Source organism: Saccharothrix ecbatanensis, assembly GCF_014205015.1.
Taxonomy (GTDB): domain Bacteria; phylum Actinomycetota; class Actinomycetes; order Mycobacteriales; family Pseudonocardiaceae; genus Actinosynnema; species Actinosynnema ecbatanense.
In genome coordinates this window covers 1,071,417-1,095,102 of sequence record NZ_JACHMO010000001.1, presented here as the reverse complement: position 1 = coordinate 1,095,102, position 23,686 = coordinate 1,071,417, and the positions used below count along the sequence as shown (strand labels likewise).

General features: G+C 66.3%; 18 protein-coding genes and 1 CRISPR repeat array (1 of these 19 running past the window's edge). Of the genes, 7 read left to right on the top strand and 11 right to left on the bottom strand.

Annotation, left to right across the window (positions count from 1 at the left end; genetic code table 11):
- The first annotated feature begins 548 nt into the window (after positions 1 to 548).
- A complete protein-coding gene (locus F4560_RS04965; RefSeq protein ID WP_184916846.1) occupies positions 549 to 1,463 on the top strand; it encodes a hypothetical protein in 915 nt (304 codons plus the stop codon).
- Between the two features lie 44 nt (positions 1,464 to 1,507).
- Here the strand turns inward: F4560_RS04965 and F4560_RS04960 are convergent, their stop codons facing one another.
- The 3 genes from F4560_RS04960 to F4560_RS04950 form a co-directional block, all read right to left on the bottom strand.
- On the bottom strand, positions 1,508 to 2,323 hold the full coding sequence (locus F4560_RS04960; RefSeq protein WP_376775272.1) for a transposase family protein: 816 nt from the start codon (positions 2,321 to 2,323) through the stop codon (positions 1,508 to 1,510).
- A 410-nt stretch (positions 2,324 to 2,733) separates the two neighbouring features.
- Positions 2,734 to 3,852 (bottom strand): HigA family addiction module antitoxin, encoded by a 1,119-nt coding sequence (locus F4560_RS04955; RefSeq protein WP_184916843.1) that lies wholly within the window; start codon positions 3,850 to 3,852, stop codon positions 2,734 to 2,736.
- Positions 3,853 to 4,007: 155 nt separating this feature from the next.
- Positions 4,008 to 4,229, bottom strand: coding sequence for a hypothetical protein (locus tag F4560_RS04950; RefSeq protein WP_184916840.1), 222 nt, complete (start codon positions 4,227 to 4,229; stop codon positions 4,008 to 4,010).
- A 293-nt stretch (positions 4,230 to 4,522) separates the two neighbouring features.
- Here F4560_RS04950 and F4560_RS04945 point away from each other — a divergent pair, with 293 nt between their 5' ends.
- The 6 genes from F4560_RS04945 to F4560_RS04920 all read left to right on the top strand — a co-directional run bounded on the left by F4560_RS04945 (position 4,523) and on the right by F4560_RS04920 (position 12,490).
- Positions 4,523 to 4,777: a DUF2604 domain-containing protein gene (locus F4560_RS04945; protein ID WP_184916837.1), complete on the top strand. Its 255-nt coding sequence runs from the start codon at positions 4,523 to 4,525 to the stop codon at positions 4,775 to 4,777.
- Between the two features lie 5 nt (positions 4,778 to 4,782).
- Entirely contained in the window at positions 4,783 to 5,382 is a 600-nt protein-coding gene (locus F4560_RS04940; RefSeq protein WP_184916834.1) for a putative metal-binding protein, read from the top strand.
- Complete coding sequence (locus F4560_RS04935) at positions 5,379 to 5,858, top strand: Mov34/MPN/PAD-1 family protein (RefSeq protein ID WP_184916831.1); 480 nt, start codon at positions 5,379 to 5,381, stop codon at positions 5,856 to 5,858. Before F4560_RS04940 ends, F4560_RS04935 begins: the two co-directional genes overlap by 4 nt.
- Positions 5,858 to 7,366, top strand: coding sequence for an E2 ligase fold family C protein (locus tag F4560_RS04930; RefSeq protein ID WP_184916828.1), 1,509 nt, complete (start codon positions 5,858 to 5,860; stop codon positions 7,364 to 7,366). The genes F4560_RS04935 and F4560_RS04930 overlap by 1 nt, the downstream gene beginning before the upstream one ends.
- Positions 7,367 to 7,581: 215 nt before the next feature.
- Positions 7,582 to 11,091 (top strand): P-loop NTPase family protein, encoded by a 3,510-nt coding sequence (locus tag F4560_RS04925; protein WP_184916825.1) that lies wholly within the window; start codon positions 7,582 to 7,584, stop codon positions 11,089 to 11,091.
- A 565-nt stretch (positions 11,092 to 11,656) separates the two neighbouring features.
- The gene (locus tag F4560_RS04920; protein WP_184916822.1) at positions 11,657 to 12,490 is read left to right on the top strand and encodes a hypothetical protein; all 834 of its coding nucleotides are present in this window, start codon (positions 11,657 to 11,659) and stop codon (positions 12,488 to 12,490) included.
- 283 nt (positions 12,491 to 12,773) lie between these two features.
- On the opposite strand, the gene F4560_RS43385 is transcribed toward F4560_RS04920, so the two are convergent.
- From F4560_RS43385 to cas3, 8 genes are all read right to left on the bottom strand, one after another.
- Complete coding sequence (locus tag F4560_RS43385; protein WP_221483341.1) at positions 12,774 to 13,223, bottom strand: hypothetical protein; 450 nt, start codon at positions 13,221 to 13,223, stop codon at positions 12,774 to 12,776.
- Positions 13,224 to 13,972: 749 nt separating this feature from the next.
- A complete protein-coding gene (gene cas6e, locus F4560_RS04910; protein WP_184916820.1) occupies positions 13,973 to 14,638 on the bottom strand; it encodes a type I-E CRISPR-associated protein Cas6/Cse3/CasE in 666 nt (221 codons plus the stop codon).
- Positions 14,629 to 15,348 (bottom strand): type I-E CRISPR-associated protein Cas5/CasD, encoded by a 720-nt coding sequence (gene cas5e, locus F4560_RS04905; RefSeq protein WP_184916817.1) that lies wholly within the window; start codon positions 15,346 to 15,348, stop codon positions 14,629 to 14,631. Before cas5e ends, cas6e begins: the two co-directional genes overlap by 10 nt.
- Before the next feature lie 5 nt (positions 15,349 to 15,353).
- The gene (gene cas7e, locus F4560_RS04900; protein WP_184916815.1) at positions 15,354 to 16,529 is read right to left on the bottom strand and encodes a type I-E CRISPR-associated protein Cas7/Cse4/CasC; all 1,176 of its coding nucleotides are present in this window, start codon (positions 16,527 to 16,529) and stop codon (positions 15,354 to 15,356) included.
- A complete protein-coding gene (gene casB, locus F4560_RS04895) occupies positions 16,526 to 17,170 on the bottom strand; it encodes a type I-E CRISPR-associated protein Cse2/CasB (RefSeq protein WP_184916812.1) in 645 nt (214 codons plus the stop codon). Before casB ends, cas7e begins: the two co-directional genes overlap by 4 nt.
- A complete protein-coding gene (casA, locus tag F4560_RS04890) occupies positions 17,167 to 18,774 on the bottom strand; it encodes a type I-E CRISPR-associated protein Cse1/CasA (protein WP_184916810.1) in 1,608 nt (535 codons plus the stop codon). The genes casB and casA overlap by 4 nt, the downstream gene beginning before the upstream one ends.
- Positions 18,771 to 19,142: a hypothetical protein gene (locus tag F4560_RS04885; RefSeq protein ID WP_184916807.1), complete on the bottom strand. Its 372-nt coding sequence runs from the start codon at positions 19,140 to 19,142 to the stop codon at positions 18,771 to 18,773. Before F4560_RS04885 ends, casA begins: the two co-directional genes overlap by 4 nt.
- Entirely contained in the window at positions 19,139 to 21,523 is a 2,385-nt protein-coding gene (gene cas3, locus F4560_RS04880) for a CRISPR-associated helicase Cas3' (protein ID WP_184928898.1), read from the bottom strand. The genes F4560_RS04885 and cas3 overlap by 4 nt, the downstream gene beginning before the upstream one ends.
- Before the next feature lie 1,564 nt (positions 21,524 to 23,087).
- Positions 23,088 to 23,686: a CRISPR direct-repeat array (repeat unit 28 nt; unit sequence GTCTTCCCCGCGCGAGCGGGGGTGGTCC) (it continues 529 nt past the right edge of the window).

The following is a 23,686-nucleotide window of genomic DNA, read 5'->3' as shown; positions in this document are numbered from 1 at the left end:
AATGGGACGTTCACGAGGCGCGCCATGCTCTGGTCTGCGAAAAAGGCCGTAGGTTCAAGACCGTCTTCACTCGATTGGTAGACCTGCCGTGGTGCAGTTGGACACGAAAGAGCAAGCGGGCGATCCCCTACCTTTGACCACAAGCGCGCCAGTAGACTGACAGAGTGACTGGATCGATCTCTTGGTTGAGTGTCGTTGTCCTCACAGTCTCGACGGCCTCGATTGCCGTCACGATCGCCATATTTTTCCTCAGGCGACGCCTGTCGTTTCCGCAACAGCGCGAGCGGGTTCACGAACTCGAAACCGAAGCTTGGGAGGTGCTAGAGCCGATCCGCTCTAAGGGTTGTCACGTAACTCGGTGATCGGTCGCCGGGATGGATCGGGATCAGCGGTCGCAGTATCGTGGAGCGATGACTGCGCCTCACCGAACCGTCTGCCGCTTTGTGATCAAGTCGACTGATGGTCGCAGATCAAGTGAATGGCGAGTCTGGACAGGAAGGGAGGGGGGTAAGCCGAAGGATGACGTGTACTTGGCCCCCAGCACACAGGTGGCAGACTTCAAGATCAGTCTTCATCCGGCAACGGGGCATGGCCAGTATGGGCTTTCTGACACTGTCCGTGCGCAGGTTAGGCCAGGTGATCGACAAGCCCTTTCCCGTTGGCAACTCAGTACTGACGAGAGGCTCCCTGGGTGGACTCCCTGGTACATCCTGCAGTTCCCGGAATCCGAGCTGGTCGATGTGCCGGTGACGTCATCGGCATCCCAGGTTATAGTTGATGCGCCGCCGCCAGGCATGTCGATTCACGTACTGGTGCTAGTCAGCGGTCCAGGCGTCAGCCTGCCAGTGGAAGTGCAGGACTACGTCATCGCAACCCTGTCGCGGGCAAATGGCGGCTCTGTTGCGCTCGTGACTGTGCCGTCACCGTTCGATCCTGCCTCGCTTACCGACGTTGCCCAGCCGCCTGTCGGACTAACTCCATGGGCTATCCCAGGTCTCCAGGGTGAACCTGAGCCATTCGGCTGGATCGTGGACGCAGGTCTTGATGGCACCCGTCGATCGACCGAGTACAACAGCTCTGCCCGTGCCCAGCGGACAGCGGAGGACTTTTCTTTCCCAGACTTCCCCGGTCGTCTTGTGCCGTGGGATGAAAAGCCCGATTGGTTCGACGACCGCGGCTTGCTTTGTGCGCTGCTGCTCGTTCCAGTGGCCGGCGAGGCTCAGCTCTTCATCGACTTCCGTGCGCGGTGTAATCATCAGCACCTTGCTGGCGACGCGCTTCAACTGGTTGAGGCGGCTCGAAGCGGTCAACTCGATCACGGCTGGAGCCGCCTGGCGAATGGAGATCTCTGGACGGGCATCTCGACGGCGCGGGTGCTTGCCGAACTCGGTGGGATGACTGAGGACCAGTGGGCGGTTGGTCCGGGGCAGGCCCAGCCTGATGACGAGGATCCTGGAGTCTGACGGTCCGGCGCGCTCCTGCTGAGCCGTGCGCTCCCCGTAGCTGGCTAAGGGCTGTCACGTAACTGGTCTTGCAGTGATGGTTCGCGGTGTCGCTGGTCAGCCAATGAGGGCGAGGTTGTGGAGGCGGTGTCGCGCAGGGTGTGGGCGGCGCGGCGGTAGTCGCGCAGGATGGTCCAGTTCTTCATGCGGGCCAGTGCGTGTTCGGCTCGGGCCCGGATCGACCGGTGGACGGTGTTGAGGTCTTCCTGCCAGTCGGCCAACACGGTGCCGTCGCGAGGTTTGCGGTAGGGCATGACCGCTTCGGGGTTGCCCTGGTAGCCGCCGTCGGCCGTGACGGGTCGACCGTCGAGTACGTCGGCGATGCCGGAGTCGCGGTAGACGGTGCAGTCGTTGCGGTTGCCGGGTTGCGGGTCGCCGGTGGCGATCACGAGGCGGGTGTCGGCGTCGATGGGGACCTGCAGGTTGGTCGGATAGCGGTAGTTCTTCGACCGTGCGGCGAGGCGGTGGTCGCGGGTGGGCACCAGGGTGCCGTCCACGATGGCGACCTGGTCGATCCGGCGGCGCCTCACCGGGGCCAGGGCGAGCAGCGGGCCGACGGTGTCGATGACCCGGTGCGCCGCGGCGTGCGACACCCCGAACAACGGACCGAGCTGCCGCATCGTGAGGTTGGTACGCCAGTAAGTAGCCACCAACAGCACCCGGTCGGCCAGGTCCAGGCGCCACTGCCTGCCGGGACGCCCGTCCGCGATCGCGTCACCGCCTCGCTCGGCCACCACCCGCACCAGCTTGCGGAACTGCCCTGGCTGCAGACCGGTGAAGGGTGCGATCCGCTCCGACCGGGACGCCGAGATCACCTGCACTCGATCATGATCCCCGATCCGTCCAGACGACCCATCACCGAGTAACGTGACGGCCCTTAGGAACCTGGCGACCGCGGTTCATACGGGACTGGTTTCGCCTTGGGAAGCGGTTGTGGCAGAACAGGAAGATGGAGGCTGCAGCAAGAGGGCCGCTGCATTAGGCGGCGGGTTCGGGTTTGGTGGTCGGCGCGGTGTCGCAGGTTGGTCGACGCGCTGGACGAACGCTCGGCCTGACCGGGGTCCCGGGTGGTCCGGCCGATGGTCAACTGGCGACCGGTCGCGGTGATCATGCTCTCGGCGGTGATGGGTCGCGGCGACACCACGCCGTCACCCAGGAAATCGTCTGCTCGTGCGAACCGGATCGCCTCCACCGTCCATGGAGCCCTCTGGGCTGGACCACTCCGGGCAGGTCAGTCCACCAGCTCGTACTTCTCGAACAGTTCCTTGCCGAACCGGTAATCCTTGAGTTCGAACTGCAACCGGCCGGCCACGATCGCGGGTGCGACACCGAGCCGGTCCGCGAACGCGCGTACCTGGCGCGAGTTCCACGGGTTGAGCTTGATCAGTTCACTCCGGTACGCGGGCGGGATGAGCAGGTCGGCCGCGAACCGGTTCGCCTCGGATTCCTCGTCGGAGGATCCGTTCCCTGGCTTGGCGATGTCCTCGGCTTCGATGAACACGCTGCGCTTGCCGTGCAGGAGCACGTGGGCGAGTTCGTGGAAGAACGCGAACCAGAACTTGTCGTTGCGTTTGCCGCGCAGGCTGAGCTGCACCACGACCTTCGACGGGGAGAGCCAGCGCGTGGCGCCGCTGGCCCGGCAGCCCGCGATCTCCCTCACCAGAACGACCGCGACACCCGCGTCGGCGCAGAGCTGCCTCATGCGCGGCTCGAACTCCGCAGGAGGCAGCACGGTCAACTCGCGCAACTGGGGCAGCACGCTCTTGAGTCGTGCCCGGTCGAACGGCTCGCACCGGATGCCCGTCGCCTCGATCTCCCCCAGTCGCAGCCAGGCGGCCATGGCGCCGGGGTCCACCGTGAACGCCGCGGACTTCAGATAGCTGGCCGCCGGGTTCGCCCACACCTCCTCCCACGCCTCGATCCCGGCGACCCCGAAGAAGTTCAAGGCCTGCTGCAACACGCGGGGTTCGTCGGTGTGGTCGGCGGTGATCCTCCCCAGCTTGCGCAGCGCCGCGATCGGCATCCGCTTCAGCCACTCGACGTGGGCGGAGAGCTTCTCGCGTTCCAGCTCACGGGTCAGGTGATCTCGGTAGCGCGATTCGAGTTCGTTCCAGAAGCGAGCCGGCACACCGGTGACCCGTTCGAGGGTGATCGCGGTCTCGTGGGTGAGCACCGCCTGGCCCTGGATGATCTGGTTGATGTGCTTGGTGGACAGGCCCGCGCGAACCGCCAGCTGTGCCTGGCTCATGTTCAGTGCATCAAGCGTTTCCCGCAGGGTCTCCCCTGGGGGGAGGACCTCCACAGGTTCGTACCGGTACCGTTCGGTCGAACCGGCGTGCGTCGTTGCCATCGATGTCACCTCCTCGTTCCTCCACTCCTCGGGCACGGGAGACAGCAGACGCCGCGGACGAACCCGGTCATGCCCCGTCGCCTACCGTCTCCGCACTCCACCGATCTTCGGCGCGGCTTCGCGGCCATTGTGTCGGTTGCGTCGTCATTGTCGGGTCAACCGGGCTCCGTGATCTCGACGACAAGCAGGCGCTCCACCCGTCCGAGGTCGATCGTGCCGTCATGACGCCGGGGCGCGGGGTCCTCGTCGGCGAACACGACCATCTGCCGGCCACCGCCAAGGTCCAGGACGAACCGCTCATCCGCGCCCGTGACGAGCCGCCCCAAGCGCACCTGGGGGAGGCTGACAAGTTCGGCGAGGGATGACGCGGCGATCATCTGGTCGAGTCTCAGGCGGATCTTCCGAGCGCCTACCGAGCCCCACTGTCGGCGTGTTTGCGCAGGTGAGGAGCACGTCTTGGCCATCTGCAACGAGGCGAAGCCGACCTCCATCATCACCCCAACGCCGAAAGACATGTACCCGGCAGGTACATGGTTTGATACCGTGCACCTGACAGGTAAACGATACGCGATGACGGTGACTACGCACAGCGCAGTCACCTGATCGCCGAGGGCGCACCCGAGCGGCACCCCCGGATCGTCGCCTGAACCGATCGACGAGGAGGCAGGCGATGCCGGACAAGGTCGAGCTCTTGGTGGTGGTCAACGGCACCCCGACCACGGTGGAGGCCAACGCCAACGCCCCGCTGCACAGCATCATCGGCAGGGCACTCGCGCAGACGGACAACAGCGGCCAACCGGTGGAGAACTGGGAGCTGCGGGACAACGCGGGCGGGGTCCTGGACCTCGACGCCAAGATCGGCAGCTTCAGGTTCGACACGGGCACCCGGCTGTTCCTCAACCTGCGTGCCGGCGTCGGCGGCTGAGTCCCGTGGCCACGCCCGTCGAGCAGCAGTACGTCGACCCGGAGGTCTCGCGCCGGAAGTTCGACCGCCAGGTGGCTGACTACCGCGCGCTGGAGCGCGACTACCAGGCGAAGGGCTGGTTCCTCGTCGACGCCACGTTCCCCGAGGTGTTCGTGGTGATGGCGGCCCGGCAGATCTCTCCCCCGGCGCTGGTGACCGGAGTGCTGATCGACTACACCAACTACGACGTCCGGCCGCCCTCGGTACGGCTGGCCGACCCGTTCACGCGCGAGCCGTACCGAACGGGGCAGCTGCCCACCACGCTGATGCAGAGCACCGGGAAGATCCACTCTCCATCACCTGGTGGTCCCCCGGTGATGGAGGTCCAGGAGCTGATGCAGGGCTACTCGCCGGACAGCCTGCCCTTCCTCTGTCTTCCCGGGGTGCGGGAGTACCACGACCACCCCGGTCACAGCGGTAACGCGTGGGAGCTCCACCGCGCAACAGGCGCCGGTGCCCTGGTCCGCCTGCTGGATGTCATCCACACCTACGGCGTCGCACCCCTGGGCTTGCGAGTGGAACTCAACCCCAGGGTGAGCCTCGCCCCAGGGGTGCCACCGCAATGAGGCTGGCCGATGTCCGGAGGTTCGACGTCCCTGCCGAGGTCGTCGCGAAGACCGAGGACGCGGTGCGCGGTGCCGGGGTCGACGGCTACGAGTTGTTCGTGCTGTGGACCGGCGTGCTCTCCGGCGAGGTGTTCACCATCAGGACACCACACGTCCCGAAGCAGACGTCCTACCGCCTGGAGTCTGGACTGTGCGTCCGGGTCGACGGAGACGAGCTGCACCGCCTCAACCGGTGGCTCTACGAAGCCGGCGAGGTGCTCGCCGTCCAAGTGCACACCCACCCGACCGAGGCCTACCACTCCGACACCGACAACACCTACCCCATCGTGACCCAGGTGGGCGGCCTGTCGATCGTGCTGCCGCACTTCGGGGCAGGCGGCTTCACAGACCCCGGCGTCGCCACCTACCGACTCGTCCCCGCGGGCTGGCAACGACTCCGCGACCACGCCGCCCGCCGATTGGTACAGGTGATCTGATGCCGCTGGCCGACTACCACCGTCGCGCCGCAGTCGCGGCTTCCCAGGTGATCGCCGGGTTCGACGAGCAACTGTTCGAGGCCGCACTGGGAAATACCCGCATCGGCATCGCCCTCGGCCGCGACGCCGCCGAGACCCGAGAGGGGCGGGCGCTGGCCGATCTCGCTGTCAGGCTGCTCGCCCGGCTCTACCCCACCGTCGCCTTCCTGTCCGGCCCCGGCGCAGAAGCCCTGTCCACCGAGCTGAGCACGCTCGCGAGGGCGGTCAACCCGAACATCACCATCACCGACCACGCCACCTTGGGTATCGCCATCGGCCTCGACGCCCCCACCTTCGAACGGACCTTCCACGCTGGGTCCGACGCCTGGACCGCCCTGCTGTCCTGCCGCACTCCCCAGCCCGTCGGCGACAGCGCGATCCCGTTCGGCGCCGGTGCCGCCGCGTGCTTCGCCGCCGCAGCGGTCTTCCGGACCGTGCTAATCGGCGAGATGGATCCCGTGTCCGACGACCTCACCGTGTCGTGCCTGGACGGCATCGACCCGATCACCGCTTCCGACATCCCCGAGGATGGATGGGCGCTACCGGGGCCCACCGTGCTGGTCGGGTGCGGCGCCGTCGGACAGGCGGCGGTATGGGCGCTGGGCCGCAGCCCTCTGCGGGGCGACTTGGAACTCGTCGACCACGAGTCTGTCGAGTTGAGCAACATGCAACGCTACGTCCTCACCACGCGGGCCGACGAGAACGCCGGGAAAGCCGAACTCGCGGCCAGAACCCCCACCGACGGTCTGGTCTTGACCCCTCGGCCCCACGAATGGGCAAGCTTCACAGCGACCCACGGCTACCGCTGGGAGACGGCGCTGGTCGCCGTGGATTCGGCGACAGCGCGACGCGCGGTCCAAGCCTCGCTCCCGGGCTGGATCGCCAACGCCTGGACCCAACCCGGTGACCTCGGCGTATCCACCCACGCCTTCCGCACCGACGCGTGCCTGTCCTGCCTGTACCTGCCGACCGGTCAGACCCCCAGCGAAGACGCCGTCGTGGCCTCGGCTCTGGGCATCAACCCGCTGGTCGCAGAAGTGCGGACGTTGCTGCACTCCCGCGCGCCCGTGCCCCCGCCCTTGCTCGATGCGATCGCAACCGGCCTCGGCATCGCCCGGGACGCCTTGACCCGGTTCGAGGGACGCCCCATCCGCGAGCTGTACGTGGAGGGAATCTGCGGTGGCGGTGTCATTCCGCTGGGACAGACCGGACACCCTCCACAGGACGTACACGTCCCCCTGGCCCACCAGTCCGCACTCGCCGGAGTTCTGCTGGCGGCTCGACTGGTCCGCAGGACAGCAGGCATCGACCCCGGCGGGACGCAGATCACCGGCTTCGACGTCCTCCGGAGTCCGGCCCCGTACCCCACCCGACCGGCCCTCAAGGACTCCCGGGGCACGTGCGTCTGCCAAGACCCCGACTACCTGCGGGTGTACCAGGAGAAGTGGCTGGCTAAATCGGTTGACTGAGCGGAGCTTCGCTCGAAACTGCACGACGCCGAGCCTTCACCGCCACGGCAAACCCGCGCGTTCCCGTCTCACGCGAGGTCCGCGCGAAACGGACAACGCATCGATCAACGATCTTCCAAGTGCGCGGGGCGAGCAGCAGCACACCGAAGGTGTCCCGGACGATAATCAGGTTGTCTTTCCTGTCCTTGGGTCGTGATGGGGCCTACCATCGTCCGGTGGACCTGGTCACTCGGATCACGCGGGCGCTGGATGAGCGACGCTTGGAGCCCGGCGAATTCGAGAGGGCCGCCTGCGCCTTGCTTCAGCCGGTCTATCCCGGCTTGTCCGCGGTGGAGGGTGGTCATGACTTCGGCCGCGACGGCGACGTGTACTTCCCTCTTCCGGCTTCGGGCGCTGAGGCGCGTGGCCGTCTGATGGTGACCACCGGTGATCCGGTCGCCAACATGCGACGTGGTCTTCAGAGACTGAAGGCCGAAAATCAACGTGTAGATCTTGTTGTGATGGCGTGCTCTGGACCGGTCGATGCCCGGACACGTGCGACGCTCGAGCGCTTGTGCGACGAGCACGGGGTCGTGGCGCCGCACATCTACGCGCGCACGTGGCTGGTCAACAGGTTGGCGACCGAGCCAACGTGGCGCGAGCGGTTGACCGGGGTTCGCGGACACCTGGGATCACTGCTCGACAGTCCGCTTAACCGAGTCGGAGACGACGGCCTCGGCGCGGCGGAGATGTTCGGCCGTGATGCTGAACGCGCACATGCTCAGGAGCTCGTGGACGCTGCCAAGGACTTCGTCGTGGTCGGGCAACCCGGGGTGGGGAAGACTCGGCTCGTTCAGGAGTTGCAGCGTGTAGTGAAGTTTCTGGAGGCTGCGGAACCGGGCCAGGTCCTTGACGACCTGCTCATGGCTCGGCCGGCGGCGGTCGTGGTGGACGATGCCCACGTCAGACTTTCGGACATCGACCTGCTGCGGCGGGCACGGCGTCAGGAAGGGCTGTCGTTTTCGATCGTCGCCACGACATGGCCCGATCGGCTGCAGGAAGTAGTATCGCGGCTGCCGGCCGCGACCGAGCTGTCCGTGCCTCCGATCGAGCGCGGCGCTATGGACGCGTTGTTGCAGTCGGTCGGGGTGACCGGTCACCAGGCCCGTGCATCGATTCTGATGCAGGCGCGCGGGCGCCCGGGGTGGGCGTTGGCGTTGTGCGATCTGCTGCTCAAGGGTGACGGCTACCAGGTGGCGACCGGTCGTGCCCTGGTCGCGAACGTCGAGAGATTCCTCCTCGCAGCGACGACGTCCGAAGCCGCGGTGGATGTGTTGGCCTGCATCGCGGCGCTGGGCCACGCCGACGCCGAGGACATCCAACAGCTCGCCTCGTTGGTCGGGATGGCACCAGCGGACATCAGCGGCCTGCTGTACCGGTTGGCCCACAATGGTTTGCTCGACCAAGCTCCTTCCGGATGGAGCCTGCAACCCGTGCTACGAGGCCCCTTGGTCGCACGGTGGTTCTTCACCAGTCCGGCCCGCAGAACGCTGTCCACCCTGGATGCTGCTTTTCCCGGCCGTCCGGGAGGTCTGGCCGAAGCTGTGCTGCTCGCTGCCCACACGGGATCGGAAGAAGCCCAGCGGCTGGCCGACGCTTGGGCCGACATGGTAATCCAGAGCGGGAATACGACACGGGCAGTGTTCAACAGGCTGGAACTCTACGCAACGTTGAACGAACACGCCGGGCACCGGGCGACGCAGGCGGCAGTCGCCGCACTACAGGACGACCCCCACTTCGGTCCCGCACACTCGCTGGCATCGACCGTCGTCCGACGCTGGGCCTTGCCCGAAGCGGTTCGCGTGCTGCTCGATGCAGCGATCGGCGACACCCGACCTCGCCACCAAACCCCCGACCACCCCCTTCGGGTCCTCAAGGAAGCAGCGACAAGGCTCGATCCTGACGGGGCACGAGATGTAACGGCACGAGAGCGAATCCTCGACACCGTGCTGGACTGGTTGACTCGCGACAGAACACCTGAGCGGTGGCTTGTCACGACCGAGACCGTCGCAGGTGTGCTGTCGCCGGAACTGGAAGGCACCTGGCCTTCCTTGAGCAACGTTGACGCCATTGTGTTCGGCCACGGCGTAGCCAGCCCTGCAACGCTGCGCCAGCTCATCATCTTGTGGTCACGTGTGCCCGCGCCACTCGACCTGGCACGGTCGGACACCGGTAGGGGATGCCCTCCGGAGGCAATCCGTCCGCTGATCGACCTGGCGGGTGAATGGGTACGGTTGGGCCGTGGCTCCTCCGCCGCTGGTGTCACCTTGCACCCCGAGCAGGTCGCAGCCGGCATCGATGGTGGGCGTGTGATTCTCCAGTCGCTCCAGGCGTGGACTCAAACCCATCCCGGTCTGGCACTGAGGGCCGACCGTTTCCTCAAGCACTCCGGATCAGGCGATCTGCCGGGGTTCGACGCGGACGTTGACCTGGTGGCGTTCGTCGGTTCACACCGACCTCCAAGCGTCGAGCCGGATGATCTCCGACGTCACCTGGAAGAGTTGGCTGCTGAAACCAGAGCGTTGGCGACGAGGTTGGCCTGTCTCGGTCCCGCCGACGGTGTCGCCCGATTCGCCTATCTCACCGCGGAGGCAAGGCACGCCGGCCACGAGTGGGCCGGATCCAACGTGGCAGGTTTGATGGCGCCACAGCTCGCCGGGCCTGTCGAGTGGTACCTCCGAGCGCGCGACGCCGATCTCCCCCATCTCATGCAGAGCGCCTTAGCCGAGTCCCTGTCCAAGGCTGCATCTGACCTTCCTGCCGATGTCCTTCAAACCGAACTCGCGCAACCGCAACGTCGGCCCATCGTCATCGCCAGCGTACTGTCCAATTCCACGCTGAACGACACCGTGGTTTCCGTCGTTGACGGTCTCCAAGCCGACGACGCCAGACTGTTGAGCTACGGACATTTCAGGGACACCAACAAAGATATCCTCTACCGCTTGCTCACACATCCGGTGCCGGAGATAGCCGCAGCAACCGCGCTCCAGTTCGACCCAGTGGACGGGCGGTGGATGTCCATACCAGACACCTGGCGCACCGCATGGCGCAATGCCTTCCTGAACTTGCGCGCAGATCAGGGCGAGAATAATGGTTGGCACATCAACAGTATGCTCAAGGGGCTGATCACTCACGATCAAGACCTGGCGGCGGAGTGGTACGAGCGAAGATTGAGTGAATTCGCCGAGGCACGCTACCTGCTGCCACTCAGGCCCTGCGGCTGCGAGAAATACCTTGCGAGTTTGACGGCCCCACTCCGTGCACGCCTTATCCGACAGTATCTCGCGCTCGACCAGCCACGAATCGGCCATAGCCTGCTCACCCAACTCCTAGGGAATGACGCCACACTCGCCGAAGACCTGTTGAACGAAGGCGTGCTGTTTACCAAGCACCTCCTCCAAGCGATCGCTGGCGGCGAAGACGCCGTCGACCAACTCGGACCGCTCCTGCTCAGACGTGGCGTCACAGCCGACCTCATCGCCGACGCAGCTCTCCCCATGTCCGAAGCGGCACGGGGTGACGACATCCAGCGGGCCGATGCCGCTCTGGCGTACTACAAGAGCCTCGGCGAGCGTGTTCCCGCGCTCATCCGTGTGGCAGAGATCGGCATCGCGGCCGAGCAGAAACGGCTGCTTACCGCAGAGAACCGGCAGCAGCAAGCACGCCTCCGTGGTGAGTACTCCTGACGTCCCATCCCACAACGGCGCGGTTGAAACACGAGGGGGCACCAGACAACCTCTTGCGGCGGTCGTCCAGGCGCGTCACGACGGCGGGATCGGCTGCGGGCATGGCGGCCTCGTCGAGAGGCTCGACATACCGGATGCGGAGCTTGAGCCGGTTTTCGTGCGTCAAGCCGAGCTTGGCCGAGCGCAACCGCAGCTCAGCCGGGCGGTTCCACTCACCGCGCAGAACCCCTTTCCAAGCGGACGGTCTCGATCCCAAACCGCCAGTCTGGTCCGGCCCAAAACGACAGTGCGGCATCTGCCGCACCGCCTCCCACCACGCCCGCGCCTCGACGTTCCAGCGCTGACGGCGTCGTGACGGAAGATCCCGAGACGGCCCCGTCCACGGGATGTCCTCCACGGTGGTCCAGTCATAGTCCTTCGCGTTGCGGTTGCGGGGGCCTCGCCCGAAGGGGCGGCCTGTGATCGCCACGACCCACTTCGCCAGCCACTACTCCAAGACGGTGAACCTGAGGTCAATCCGTTGACGAGCCGCATAACCACCGCTGTGGTGCCTGATCATATGCCTGTGGGAACAGCGATCATTGCGGGCATAGCCGGTCTCGCCGTAGCGATCATCACCGGATTCGTGACCCTGCGAGCGAAGAAACTCGACCTCTTCGGCCAGAGAGAGCAACGTCGCGCGGAACAGCTCAGACGAGGTTATCACACAGTGTTGGCGGCATACGACATCTTCTGGCATTACCGATGTCACGCGATGCTCAAGGATCTCGGTACAGACCCGCCGTTCGACTTCAAGGAAAAGTGGCACCCATACAGGCCGGCCGTGGAATCCATGTTCAATTCTGGCGTAGACAAGATTCACGAGAATTCGCTCCACTACGACCGCTTGATCCCCGCACTAATGTGGGTCATCCGCGTGGTCTTCGACGGAGTGAACCTGCGGCAACTTGAGGCCATGCCTGAGGACTACGAAGAGGCGCGGGCGACAGTCGTCAAGTTTTCGCGTATCGACCAAGGGATTGATAAACCTGTCGGAAAAAGGTTCTGGAAGCGTCTGAGCAAGAAGAACGCACCGCCCGATCTTGCCGAATTGACTTCCGAGGACACCGTCCGGCGCATCTTCGCGATGGTCAATAATAATCCGAACTTGACCTACATTTACCAGAGTGGCCCAGACGATGACCCGGACGACAACCCTCTTCTGTCGTTCATCAACCGCTTCAGCACTCATCCACCACTGCTCGCGGCAAGCGTTGCCGTCTCTCTTGGGAGGATTGGGGAATGGAAAAAGGCCGGTGTCATCGAGGACTTCGGCCCGTGCGACGAACTCGAAACCTCGTGCTATGAACCGCTACGGCTCAAGATGGCAGAACATGCAAAGGCGGAAGCCGATGAGTAATCGAACCGTCGCGGGTACGCCTGGTGCAGGTGCCTTAAGGACCTGCCGTGAGGTCTTTAGAGGTAAGATGTATCGGTGCTTGACCGGCAAATCCCGCATCCGGTGTGCCTGGGGGATCGATCGTGCGGCGGACGTTGTTCGCACCCGCTTCGTCCGCACTCTTGCGATGCCTCGCGAAGTTCGACCCCGTGTGTCTTCGCCGTTGACGAGGTCGTAGGCGTCACTGCGGCCATGCGCGCCAGTGTCAGATGCGGATAGCCCAGCAGTTCGCGGGCCGCCTTCTTCAGCGGGCTGACCGCTGCCCACCCTGGGTTTCGCGGTTGCCGACGAGACCACGTGCTGCACGCCAGGTGGGACTACAAGGCGTGGCCGGTGTCGCCGACCTCCCACACACTGAGCATCGCGCGGTAACCCGAGCGCTCCGGAGCCTGATCGTGTGTGGCTTGTTGAGGTGCGGATCATGGGTGGCGTCCGGCATTTGATCGAGGGCATGTCGTCGTGCATCGCGTCCGCTCATCGGCAGAAGCGGACGTTCCAAGCGCGCGACTTGTGGCATGAGCGGGCCGCAGGCTCGGGCGGAGTCCAGGCCGTTGCGGGTCTTGCGGACGATGTCGCGGCGGCGGTCCTCGGCCAGGGCGAGGTCGAGGATGAGGTTGCGTTCGACGTGTTCGCCAGCGGCGATGCCTTCGAGCACCTTGACGGCGATGCCGCGGGAGAACAGGTCGTTGAGCACGAGCAGTCCTTCGAACAGTTGCGACCTGACGGGCGACAAGCCCAGTTCGACATGCGATTCAACGTGAAGCCGCCCCAGCAACAAACTGATGCCAGAACAGTGATTCGTTGCGTAAAGTGCCTGGTCAAGAAATGTCTTCCCCGCGCGAGCGGGGGGTGGTCCGAACGAACTGCCGACCAGGGAACGCAGACCCACGTCTTCCCCGCTCGAGCGGGGGTGGTCCGTGGGGCTGCCCGTGCCCGGACTGCAAACGGGCGTCTTCCCTGCGCGAGCGGGGGTGGTCCGTGCTCGCTGCGTTTCGCGGTACCACCGAGTGGGTCTTCCCCGCGCGAGCGGGGGGTGGTCCGTTGAGGACGGCATGGTTGTGCCCATCAGGTTGGTCTTCCTCGCGCGAGCGGGGGTGGTCCGTCCGCAAGGGCTACGCGGACGGCGTGTGCCAGGTCTTCCCCGCGCGAGCGGGGGTGGTCCGCCTCAAGCCTGGGAGTGCCGCTCTGCTCAAGCGTGTCGCCCCGCGCGAGCGGTGAAGCTGTGGTGTTCGGCGCGGTCGAGCAACGGCCGGTCTGTGGGTGACGGTGACATGCCCGAACCGCTGCGGCCGGGTCCTCTTGCCGCGGCGCAAATGGGGCTGACCCCAGCCTGACATCGATGCGACCGCGTTCGCGGCCATCTTCCCGCGCGAGCGGGGTGAAGTGGTCGCGCCGGTTGGATGGGATCCGGTCTGTCCGCGTCGTCGTGGGGTGGATCTCGGGTTAGGTGTTGCGTGGTGGGGCGAGGGTGAGTAGGCCGCAGCCGTAGGCCTTGGCGCGTCCGATGCCGGTGGTGAGGGCGTGGGTGAAGGCGGTGTGGTCGGTGATGATGAGGTGACCGTCGAAGCGGACCGGGTCGATGGTGATGGTGCTGTTGTCTTTGCGGCCGGTCATTCTCGGGACGGGTGAGGGGTTGACGTCGGGTTGGCCGTCGCGGGCGGTGGGGATAACGAAGCCGTGTTGTTCGCCTTTGCGGATGAGCCAGGCGATCTGGTCGTCGGGTTTGTGGTGTGCCACGCGGCGGGTCTTGCCTTTGAGTTCGACGGGGCGGGTGTCCTGGGTGGCGTTGGCGAGTAGCCGGAAGGACAGTTTGCGGCCGGGCGCGATGGCGTCGAGCACTGGTTGCAGTGGTCGGACTTCGGGGGTGGCGGTGGTGTAGTCGCGGGCCAGGTCGGCCCAGGTGGGTTCAGTGTGGCTTTGGATGTAGGCGGTGTAGCCGATGTGGGTGGGGTCCAGGCGCCACAGCACGCCGTGGGCTTGGCGGGCGGGGGTGTCGCCGTCGGTGTCGGGGTAGGCGGACATGACGGTGCGGTGCTGGTCGTGGACGTCGGCGAAGTCGCGACGGAACTCGCGGGACCTGACGTTGAGGGAGAGTTTGGTCAGGAACACTGGACTTGGTCTCCATCGTTGATCATGGGATCGGTGAGCGGGGTGGTGCCGGGCAGGATGTAACGGTGGCCATGCCGTCGGTCGCCGTGGGTGAAGCTGATCGGGTGGTCACGGCGCAGCACGGCGCCCGCTGTGACGGCTTCGCAGTCGATGACGGTGCGCAACGGCACGCGCTCGGTTTTGTCGCTTTCGCTCGTCCTGATGTCGGGGTCGTTTTCCAGCCACGGGTGCGTGCTCAGGACCTGGATGGCGGGTTGGTTGGTGAGGCCGGTGCGGGTGAGCAGTGGTCGTGCGGGGACGAAGGCGCGTCGGCCGAAGAACACCGGCCAGCACGGGCTGTCGATCGCATAGCTCAGTTGGCGCAGTAGTTCCGGTTTGCCTTCGACGATGACTAGGAAGAGGGCGTCGGCGAGGTAGTAGCGCTCGCTGACTACGGTGCGGTGGCCTTTGCCCAGCGTGGTGGGGACGTTCTGGGTCGTGTGGAAGTCGCGTTCGAGGATGCCTTCGCGGTCGATGCGAACGGCCAGGGTGAGCGCGGCCAAATCGGTGATCGCGTCGTGGTCGTCGCGGTGGACGCCCAAGGCGGCGGCCAGCAGGCCGACGACACCGGATTTGGTCGGTTCGGCGGCGGTGTCGCGCAGGGTGCCGGGTGATCGGGTGCCCCAGGACTGCAGGGGTGCGTCGAAGCACAGGGCCAGAGAGGTGGACATGGTGGTCAGCTGCGGGTCGCGGTGAGCAGGCGGGTGGTGAACTGGTCGATGCCGGTGACTGTGTCGCTGGGATCCAGGTGCGCGATGTCACCGGTGACGGAGGCTGCGGCGACGGCACGGATCTGGCCGTTGCCGTAAAAGTCGCGCAGGCGGGCGAAGTGGGCGGTGAGGCGCTCGGTGGAGGCTGCCATTAGGTCGTCGGCGACGACCGGCTTGAGGAAGGCGTTGGCCAGGTTCCACGCGCCGCGGTCGCGGACGACGCCCAGCAGGGTATCGGGCAGGGTGCGGGCGGCCATGGAGTTCTGCTTGCCGCTGGGGACGGCGTGGATGAAGGAGTACAGCCAGGCGCGCAGGCCGCGGTCGACCAGGTCGGAGTCGCTGGAGAGGTTGGTGGTCAGCTGGGCGATGTCGACGTTGGCGTAGCGGTAGTAGCAGGCGGAGTTGAAGTCGACGGTACCGATCATGTCGGCGCCGGACTCGGCGTCGGGTTTGAGGTCGTCGACGGCGGTGTAGAAGTCGAACTCGTTGCGCACGGCGTGGGTCGACAGGGCGTGGGCGACCTGGGATGCGGCGTTGACGTTGAAGTCCTTGTTGTCGGCGATCATGCGCCCGAACAGGGCTACGTCCACGGCTCGGGCGCCGTCGAGGATGTGCTTGGCATCGGCCTCGGCCTGCTTGTCGGGCTTCGGCTTCTCGATTTTCGCCTTCTTGACCCTGCCTTTGGTTTTGACCTTGGCCTCGTCTTCGGCCTGCTTCGCGGCGGCCTTGGCCGCCGCCGTCACGGCCAGGGTGTCCCAGTGGGTCTGGCTGTAGTCGGCCAGCCGGTCGATGGCTTCGGGACCGACGAACAGCAAGTATTCGGTCAGCAGTTTGTCCTGGTCCACGCCGAACCCGAGGTATTCCAGCGCGGCGGTCACGACGCCGGGCGCGGTCTCGGCGTCACGCCCTGCCCCGGCCAGTCGCTTGGCGGCGTTGCCGATCAGCCGTTTGGTGCGCATCCCTGTCTCGGACTTGTCCAGGCCGTAGTCGTTGAACAACAGGCGGGCGGAGCGCTTGAGCGACTGGCTGGAGATGCGGGCGCGGCTCTGGCCTCCGAAGGTGGCGGTCTTGGGTTGGCCGGTGTCGTCGCGGTTGAGGTTGCTGACCGGGAAGGACTGGAGCAGGTGCAGTTCGAGGATCACAAGTTCTCCGTGGTGGCGAAGTCGTCTTGGGCCGAGTCGTCGTCCGGCTCGTCATCGACCGTGTCGGTGGCCTTGGCAGTGGTCATGGCGGCGCGCTCGGGTGATGGGCGGTGGAATTCACGGGCCCACCGCAGGCGGACGCTGCGGACGTCCTGCTCGCGGTAGTCGTCACCGAGCAGGATCGCCAGGTCGTCCAGCAGCTGGTCGTAGTTGACGGTGATGTCGTGGGAGGCCAGCAGTCGGATGGTCTGGCGCAGGTGGTGCGGCAGGCCGTCGCGGTCGCGCGCCACCAGGTCGGTGAAGCGCCGGGCAGCGGCTAAACCGCGCCGGGCCTCCAGCTCGCCCATCGAGCCGCCCATCGAGCCGCGTCGGGACGGATCGCGCCGCGGCTGCGGATGCAGGGCGAACAACCCGGCCACCAGCAGCCACGCCTCCTCCTCGCTGCGCGGGGGGTCGTGTGTGAAGACGTACTCGTAGGCTTCGGCTTCCTGACGTGGACCGGAGAACGTCCGCCGCAGGCGGGCCAGTACGCGGCGGGACTCGGCGGCCTTGGTGCCGTTGTCGGAGGACAGGCCGTGGTAGAGGCCGTAGAGGTAGCCGGTGAACGCCCGGCGGCGTTGCCTGAGGTGGTTGTCTGTCACCCGTCCTGCTCTTTCGTGAGGGAGCCGCGCACCTTCGCCTGGAAGGTGCGCACGAGCTTGGCGACGATGTTGTCGAACTTCTCGACGTGTTTGGCGATGATCAGCAGGTCACGTCCGTCGATCGAGGCGCCTGTGGCCCAGCGGTTGCCGGCGGACCGGACGGTGCGGGCGACGTGCTCGGCCCACGCGGTCAGCGCATCGGTCTCCGGGCGCTGTTTCCGCCGGGCCTTGGCCATATCCTCCAGCAGCTCGCCGAAGGCGTTGGTCAGGTGCGGCCAGTACGCCAGATCGAGTCCGGAGACGGGTTTGGCTCGCCGTTCCTCCCGATAGCCGCTTTCCAAGTGGCGCAGCGCGGCCCCGGCGTCGTCGGCGAGTGCGATCGCGATGCCCACCAGGGTCGCCACGACCGGGTCATTGGCACGTAGAAGCGCCACCGGTGCCGGTACCGCGTCTTCGAGGTAGTCCACGACCACGGACTGCTCCTTGTTCAGCTGTTGACCGAACACACGCAGGGTGTAGGAGGCGCCTTGCGGCAGCCGGCCGCGCTCGGCCAGTCTGGCGATCTGGTCCAGCGCTGGTGGCCTCACCCGGGACCGCCCCTCCCCCGGCTGGTCGGCGAGCAGGAGTTCGACGCTGTGCCGCCACACGCCACGCAGTGGGGCCAGCCGGATCGGCTGCAGCGGCGCGTCTTTCTTCGGCTTGCCGTTTTTCCCGGTCGGCTGACGAAAAGCCGCCATTTTCTCGTCGTGCACCAGCTCACCGGTGAATTCGACCCCGGGCGTGATGACGACCCCGTCGACCTTGATGGCGTCACCGTCGCGGCGGTGGGAGAGCAGGATGCGCCGTGAGGGCCAGGTCAACAGATCCGTCCAGCCACGCGCCGGCCGTTTGTCCGGGATGCCCGGCGGGGGAACGGCCGCTTCCCAGATCGGCGCGTCGTCGATCGTGGTCTTGCGCGGCTTATGCAGTTCCGGGTCGTACAGCAGGGCGTTGAACAGCAGCGTTTGCAGCAGGGTGTCGCCCTCGACCAGGACGACGCCCAGGCGGTTGCACGGTGCCAGCTTCGATGACCTCACGCGCTCATAGGGGGTTTTGGTGCCGCCTGGGTCGAACGCCTGGGTGGTGATCAGCCAGCAGGCGGCTTCGTCCGGATCGAGCAGCGTGATGTCGGTGGCGGTGGTGTGGTCGAACAGGGTGACGTTGTTGCCCACCGCGCGGTGGGGAATCAGCTTCGCCGGGGTCTGGGGTGTGACGCGTGCCAGCGCCGGGCATTGCAGGAAGGGCCGTTGTGGATCGAACAAGTCGAACCGGTCGCCGAAGTCGGCCAGGTACTTCTGCAGCGGCTTGGCCGGCAACGACTTGGCCTCCCAGCGGTCTTTCCACTCCACTTCGGTGGTCACCGCGTAGGCGCGGTGGAACAACGCCAGCACCAGCCGGTACAAGGCGGCGGTCATGGGCGAGGTGCTGCCGGAGATGCGCCGGAGCGCGTGTGATTCGAGCAGCAGTCGTCTCAGCCCGACCTTGTCGGGTGTGCCGTTGCGGTCGATCACCGGGATCCACCGCTCGGTTAGCAGGTCGAACGATGTCGCCGCCTCACGCGTCACAGGTCACCATCGACGTACACGCCGGACTCCGGTTCGTAGTTGAGGATGTGGCCCGCGACCGGGCATCGCCCGTTACGCAGCACCAGCGGCCGGTGGTGGCGCAGCCATGAGGAGCCGGCGAACAGCGGCGGAACCGGTGCTGCCCGCAGGACGTGCACCACCTCCGACGGCACTCCGTCCGGGGCTGACAGGACAGTGCTGGAGTCCGTCAACTCCCGCACCGCCGTCGCGGTGAGTCCGGTGGCGGTGAGGTCTATCGACGTCAGGCCGCGCACCGGGATGATCCTGCCGGCCGAACCGTTCTCGTCGGCTCGCAACAGGACCACTTCGACCACGGTGTCGAGGTCGTCGTACTCGTCGTCGATCACCGGTTCCCCTTGCCCTCACGAGTCCGTCGGGGATCTTGCGGTTGCTCGGACAGTTGTTCCAGGGCGACCTCCCCGACCGGTACGGGCAGGTACAGATTCGCCGCCCGGTCGACCTGCCTGTGACCGTGCGCGCGGTGTGCCGCCTCCGCCTGCCGCCACGTCGTCTCCCACCCGGAGGGGCACGTGACGGCCTCCGCCGGGCCGTAGACGGTGTCGACCAGGGCGGGAACCTCCCGCGGGCAGCGGATCACCGTGCGGTGTCGCAGCAGCGCCCAGGTTCGCAGCAGGATGTAGCGGGAGTAGATCGTGTGCACGTGTGGCGGGAACACCGGTGCGCCGTCGGTGTCGGTCACTCCGGTGATGCCCAGTAGCAGCGGCCCTCGCTGCTTGCGGTTGTGCCGGTGGACTCGTCCCGCGCGCTGGATCACCAGATCCATTGGCGCGAGGTCAATCAGCATCGCGTCGAAGTCCAGGTCGAGGCTCTGTTCCAGTACCTGCGTCCCTACGACGATGGCCGGTGCGCGGCTGCCGCGAGGGCCGAACCCGCGTCGGAGCCATTCCTCTACGTCGCTGCGCTCGACGCGATCCATCTGCCCGTGGATCAGCTTCACCACCGGCCGCACACCCTCGGCGAAGTATTCCTCAGGCAGTCGGGCGACCGCCGCGTCCACCTCCTCGTAGGTCCTCTTGGCGCGGGCCACGGTGTTGTGCACCGCCGCGACACCGCGTCCGCTGCGCGCCTGATCCAGCAGCCACGACACCACCTGCTCGGCCGGTACAGGGTGGTCGAGCACGACGTCCCGCCCCTGATTGATCATCGAGACACCGGCCTCCTGCACAGCGACCCCATCCTCGCCAGCCACAGTCACCCGTGGGTAGCCCTCACAGGCGGGCACCGCGGCCACCATGCCGGAACGACGTCCCGTCAGCCCCGCCTGCCACGCCCTGACCAACTCGTCACGACGTCGCGTCGGCAACGTCGCCGACAACATCACCACCGAGACACCCAACCGCCCCAACCACATCAGCAGCCGGTCGAGCAGCGTCGACATGTGCACGCCGTAGGCGTGCACCTCGTCGAACACCACGACCTTCCCCGACAACCCGGCCAGCCGCACGAACCCGTGCCCGGATCGGATGCCCGCCCGGACCACCTGGTCCACGGTCCCGATACCCAGACTGGCCAGCAGGCTTTTCTTCCGGGTGAACCACTCCCGGGCCGCGGCGTCACCGTCGTGCGGATCGTCACGACCGACATCCGACGGCTCGGTGTCCCGCTCGGCCAGGTGGGCTCGGGCGTCGGAGTGCACCAGATGCACACCGGTGGTGTCCCCGATCCGTTCCAACAGCGCCTCGAACTCGTCCAGCACCTGGTTGCTCGTGGCTTTGGTCGGCATGCCCACGTACACACCGGACAGCTCCAGGTTGCGCACCAACGTCGTTGCCACCTGGAACGCCAGCAATGTCTTGCCCTCACCGGTCGGCGCTTCGACCACCACCATCGTGGGCCCACGCCGATCAGCCGCCAACCGCTCGGCCACCACCTGAACCGGCCGCACATCCGGCGCCGTCGGGTTGAGGCCCCTGAAGCTGGTGTCGACCGGCGGTGTCCACCGCTGCACACCGGCCTTCACGACCGCATCGACGGCGCGCGGACGTGCGACGCGGACATACTCGGCAAGATCGAATGGCCCGTCGGGCGACTTGTAGTTCGACTCGTCGGAGGCGATCCAGTCGCTGACCGTCGTCAGTCCCGCCAGGCTGACAGCCGCGACGATACCGAACTCGACCTGCGACCACGGCAACGTCCGCGGATCGCCCAACCCCAGATGATCAACGACCTGTAGCACCATCGCGTCGCGCCACCGCGCCCACTTTTGGCCACCGTGGTCGTTCCGGGCCGTCCGGGCCTGCGCGACCGCCGAGCCCTTGGGGAAGTATCCGTGATGACCACCCAACACCACCGCGATATCGCTGGCGACAACGGTGTCGACTCCCCACGACGCGAGCATGTCCTTGACGTGCAGTGCCGTCAGCAGGCCGTGCGGCACGTCCAAGCGCTGCACACCGTCGAGTTTGCACACGAAGTGGACATCAGGCGCCGCTTCCGGCCCCAGACGCTCGGCGGCCAGCTCGGCCTTGATCCCTTGGAACGTCGGCGAGTACTTGCCCAAGTCGTGGATGCCGCACAGCACGGCGATCCAACCATCGGCGTCCCCCAACGGCCGAAACGCCGCCCGCAACACCGCAAGACACCTGGGTCCGAGCAACCGCGGCAGCAGCTCCCGCGCCACCAACGCCGTGTCGATCAGGTGGCACACCAACGGATGCGGCGACCGTCCGCGCGACCACTTCCCCCAGGCACCCCACACGGGAGGCATGCCCACAATTGCTTCACTCCTCGCATCAGAACCCGGCGCTCTCCCGACGCCGAGATGCGACATGGAAGCAGAAGCCAGTTCGACAAATCCAATCAGGGCAGCACCACCAGCACCTTCGGCACCTAAATTCACCCAAACGTAGCAACGCCTCGCCAGAAATTATCCGCAGTACAGCCCGGATGACCGCGAGAACATCAGCCGATCGGAGCCGACCGCTCCGCATAAATGCGGTAGAACCGACACCGCATGCCGGAGATCGCACCGACCCCAACCCGGCAACAATGAAGAATCTCCACACCACCGACTTCGAAATTGACCGAAAATCACTAACCGGATGCAGGCATGCAAGAAGGACACATCGGAGACCACCACATACCGACAGCGTCGGAAGGCACTGGAAGCAGAATCCGCTAAATGCAGGACTTTTCATCCGGCGTCCCATGGGACCGAAGTAGCCCGGCGGGCCGGAAACCACAACCCCACTCCACCCGCACACCTCGACCCCGACATTAACCGGATTGACCAATAACCGCCGACCCACCCACGACCAGCCACCTACCCAGTCCCACAAATCAGCAGGAGCCGGCCCACCAACATCCAGTGCACCCCGGCTCGGCCAGGCGGCGTACACATCGGTCGCTGACAGGCGCCGCCCACGGTCCGACCGCCACCCCATCCACCCACCGGCAACCTCAGGCCACACAAAAACTGTGATAGAAACCGCCATCCCACACACACGAAGCACCTCCTCCGGATCAGACAGCGAACGCGCCGCTCGCGCCTCGACGCCTGCCCGTTGGAGTAAGACGCCATGTCCGACGGCATCGACCTGCCATCGAGATCCGAAACCGGAACGATCCGGATAAACACACCGCAACGTGTAAGGTGACTGGCCAGAATGCCTTATCCTGCGACAATAGGTAGCTCGTCCTCAGCGACCCAAGGGATCGGGCAGGCGTGTTCCCTACGCAAGCGGGGTGATCCGATCACGCGGACTGTCGCGTCGGCCAGGGCGACACTTTCCCATGCAAGCGGGGATTATCTGATCAAGGGAGTCGACAGTCGATATATCCGAAGTGTTCCCTGCGCGAGCAGGGTGGTCCGTACAGCGTCGGCAGGTTCATCTTGGCGACCCAGTGTTCCCCGCGCCAGCGGGGGTGGTCCCGAGGTCGTCCGGACCTGCCTGTCCGTGCCCGCGTCTTCCCCGCGCGAGCGGGGGTGGTCCCAGCCGGGCCTGGAACCACCGCCACGTGCGCCGGTCTTCCCCGCGCGATCGGAGGTGGTCCTCCGATCGGTTTGCCGGGCCTGATCACCGCCGAGTCTCTCCCGCGCAAGCGGGGGTGATCCCATCGTGGACGGCAAACCGGACCGGGTGGTGAGGTCTTCCCCCGCGCGAGCGGGGGTGGTCCGCCGTTGAGCACCTAGTCGCCCATCACGTCGGCGTCTTCCCCACGCGAGCGGGGGTGGTCCGCCGAACCCGTTCATGCCCCGGCAAGAGTTTGTGTCTTCCACGCGCGAGCGGGGGTGGTCCCCATCAGCGCTGCTTGACCGCCACCGCGGCCGAGTCTTCCCCGCGCGAGCGGGGGTGGTCCGCCGCCCCGGCCGCCTCGGAGAGGCTTTCGGTCGGTCTTCCCCGCGCGAGCAAGGGTGGTCCCTCTGGACCAATGTCGGGGGAACCACGCCGAACGTCTTCCCCGCGCGAGCGGGGGTGGTCCGAACTCCGGGTCCTGCTTCCCGTCGAGGAAACCGTCTTCCCCGCGCCAGCGGGGGTGGTCCGTCCAAGTGGTCGGGGCATGGCCGGACAGTACGGTCTTCCCCGCACGAGCGGGGGTGGTCCACTCGTTGATGTCGTCCACGTCGGGCGCGGTCGTGTCTTCCCCGCGCGAGCGGGGGTGGTCCGTTGCACGCCGAGGACTTCCGGCTCTTGCCGTTGTCTTCCCGCGCGAGCGGGGGTGGTCCCTCGGTGTCGAAGCGAACCTGCATTCGGGAGTCGTCTTCCCCGCGCGAGCGGGGGTGGTCCCTTCGATCCGCGCCCCCGGTGCGGACTGGCGGACGTCTTCCCCGCGCGAGCGGGGGTGGTCCCTCCAGCAACAAGGCGCCGCCCGGGCCTTTCGCGTCTTCCCCGCGCGAGCGGGGGTGGTCCGATCGGTGTGTGTGTTACGG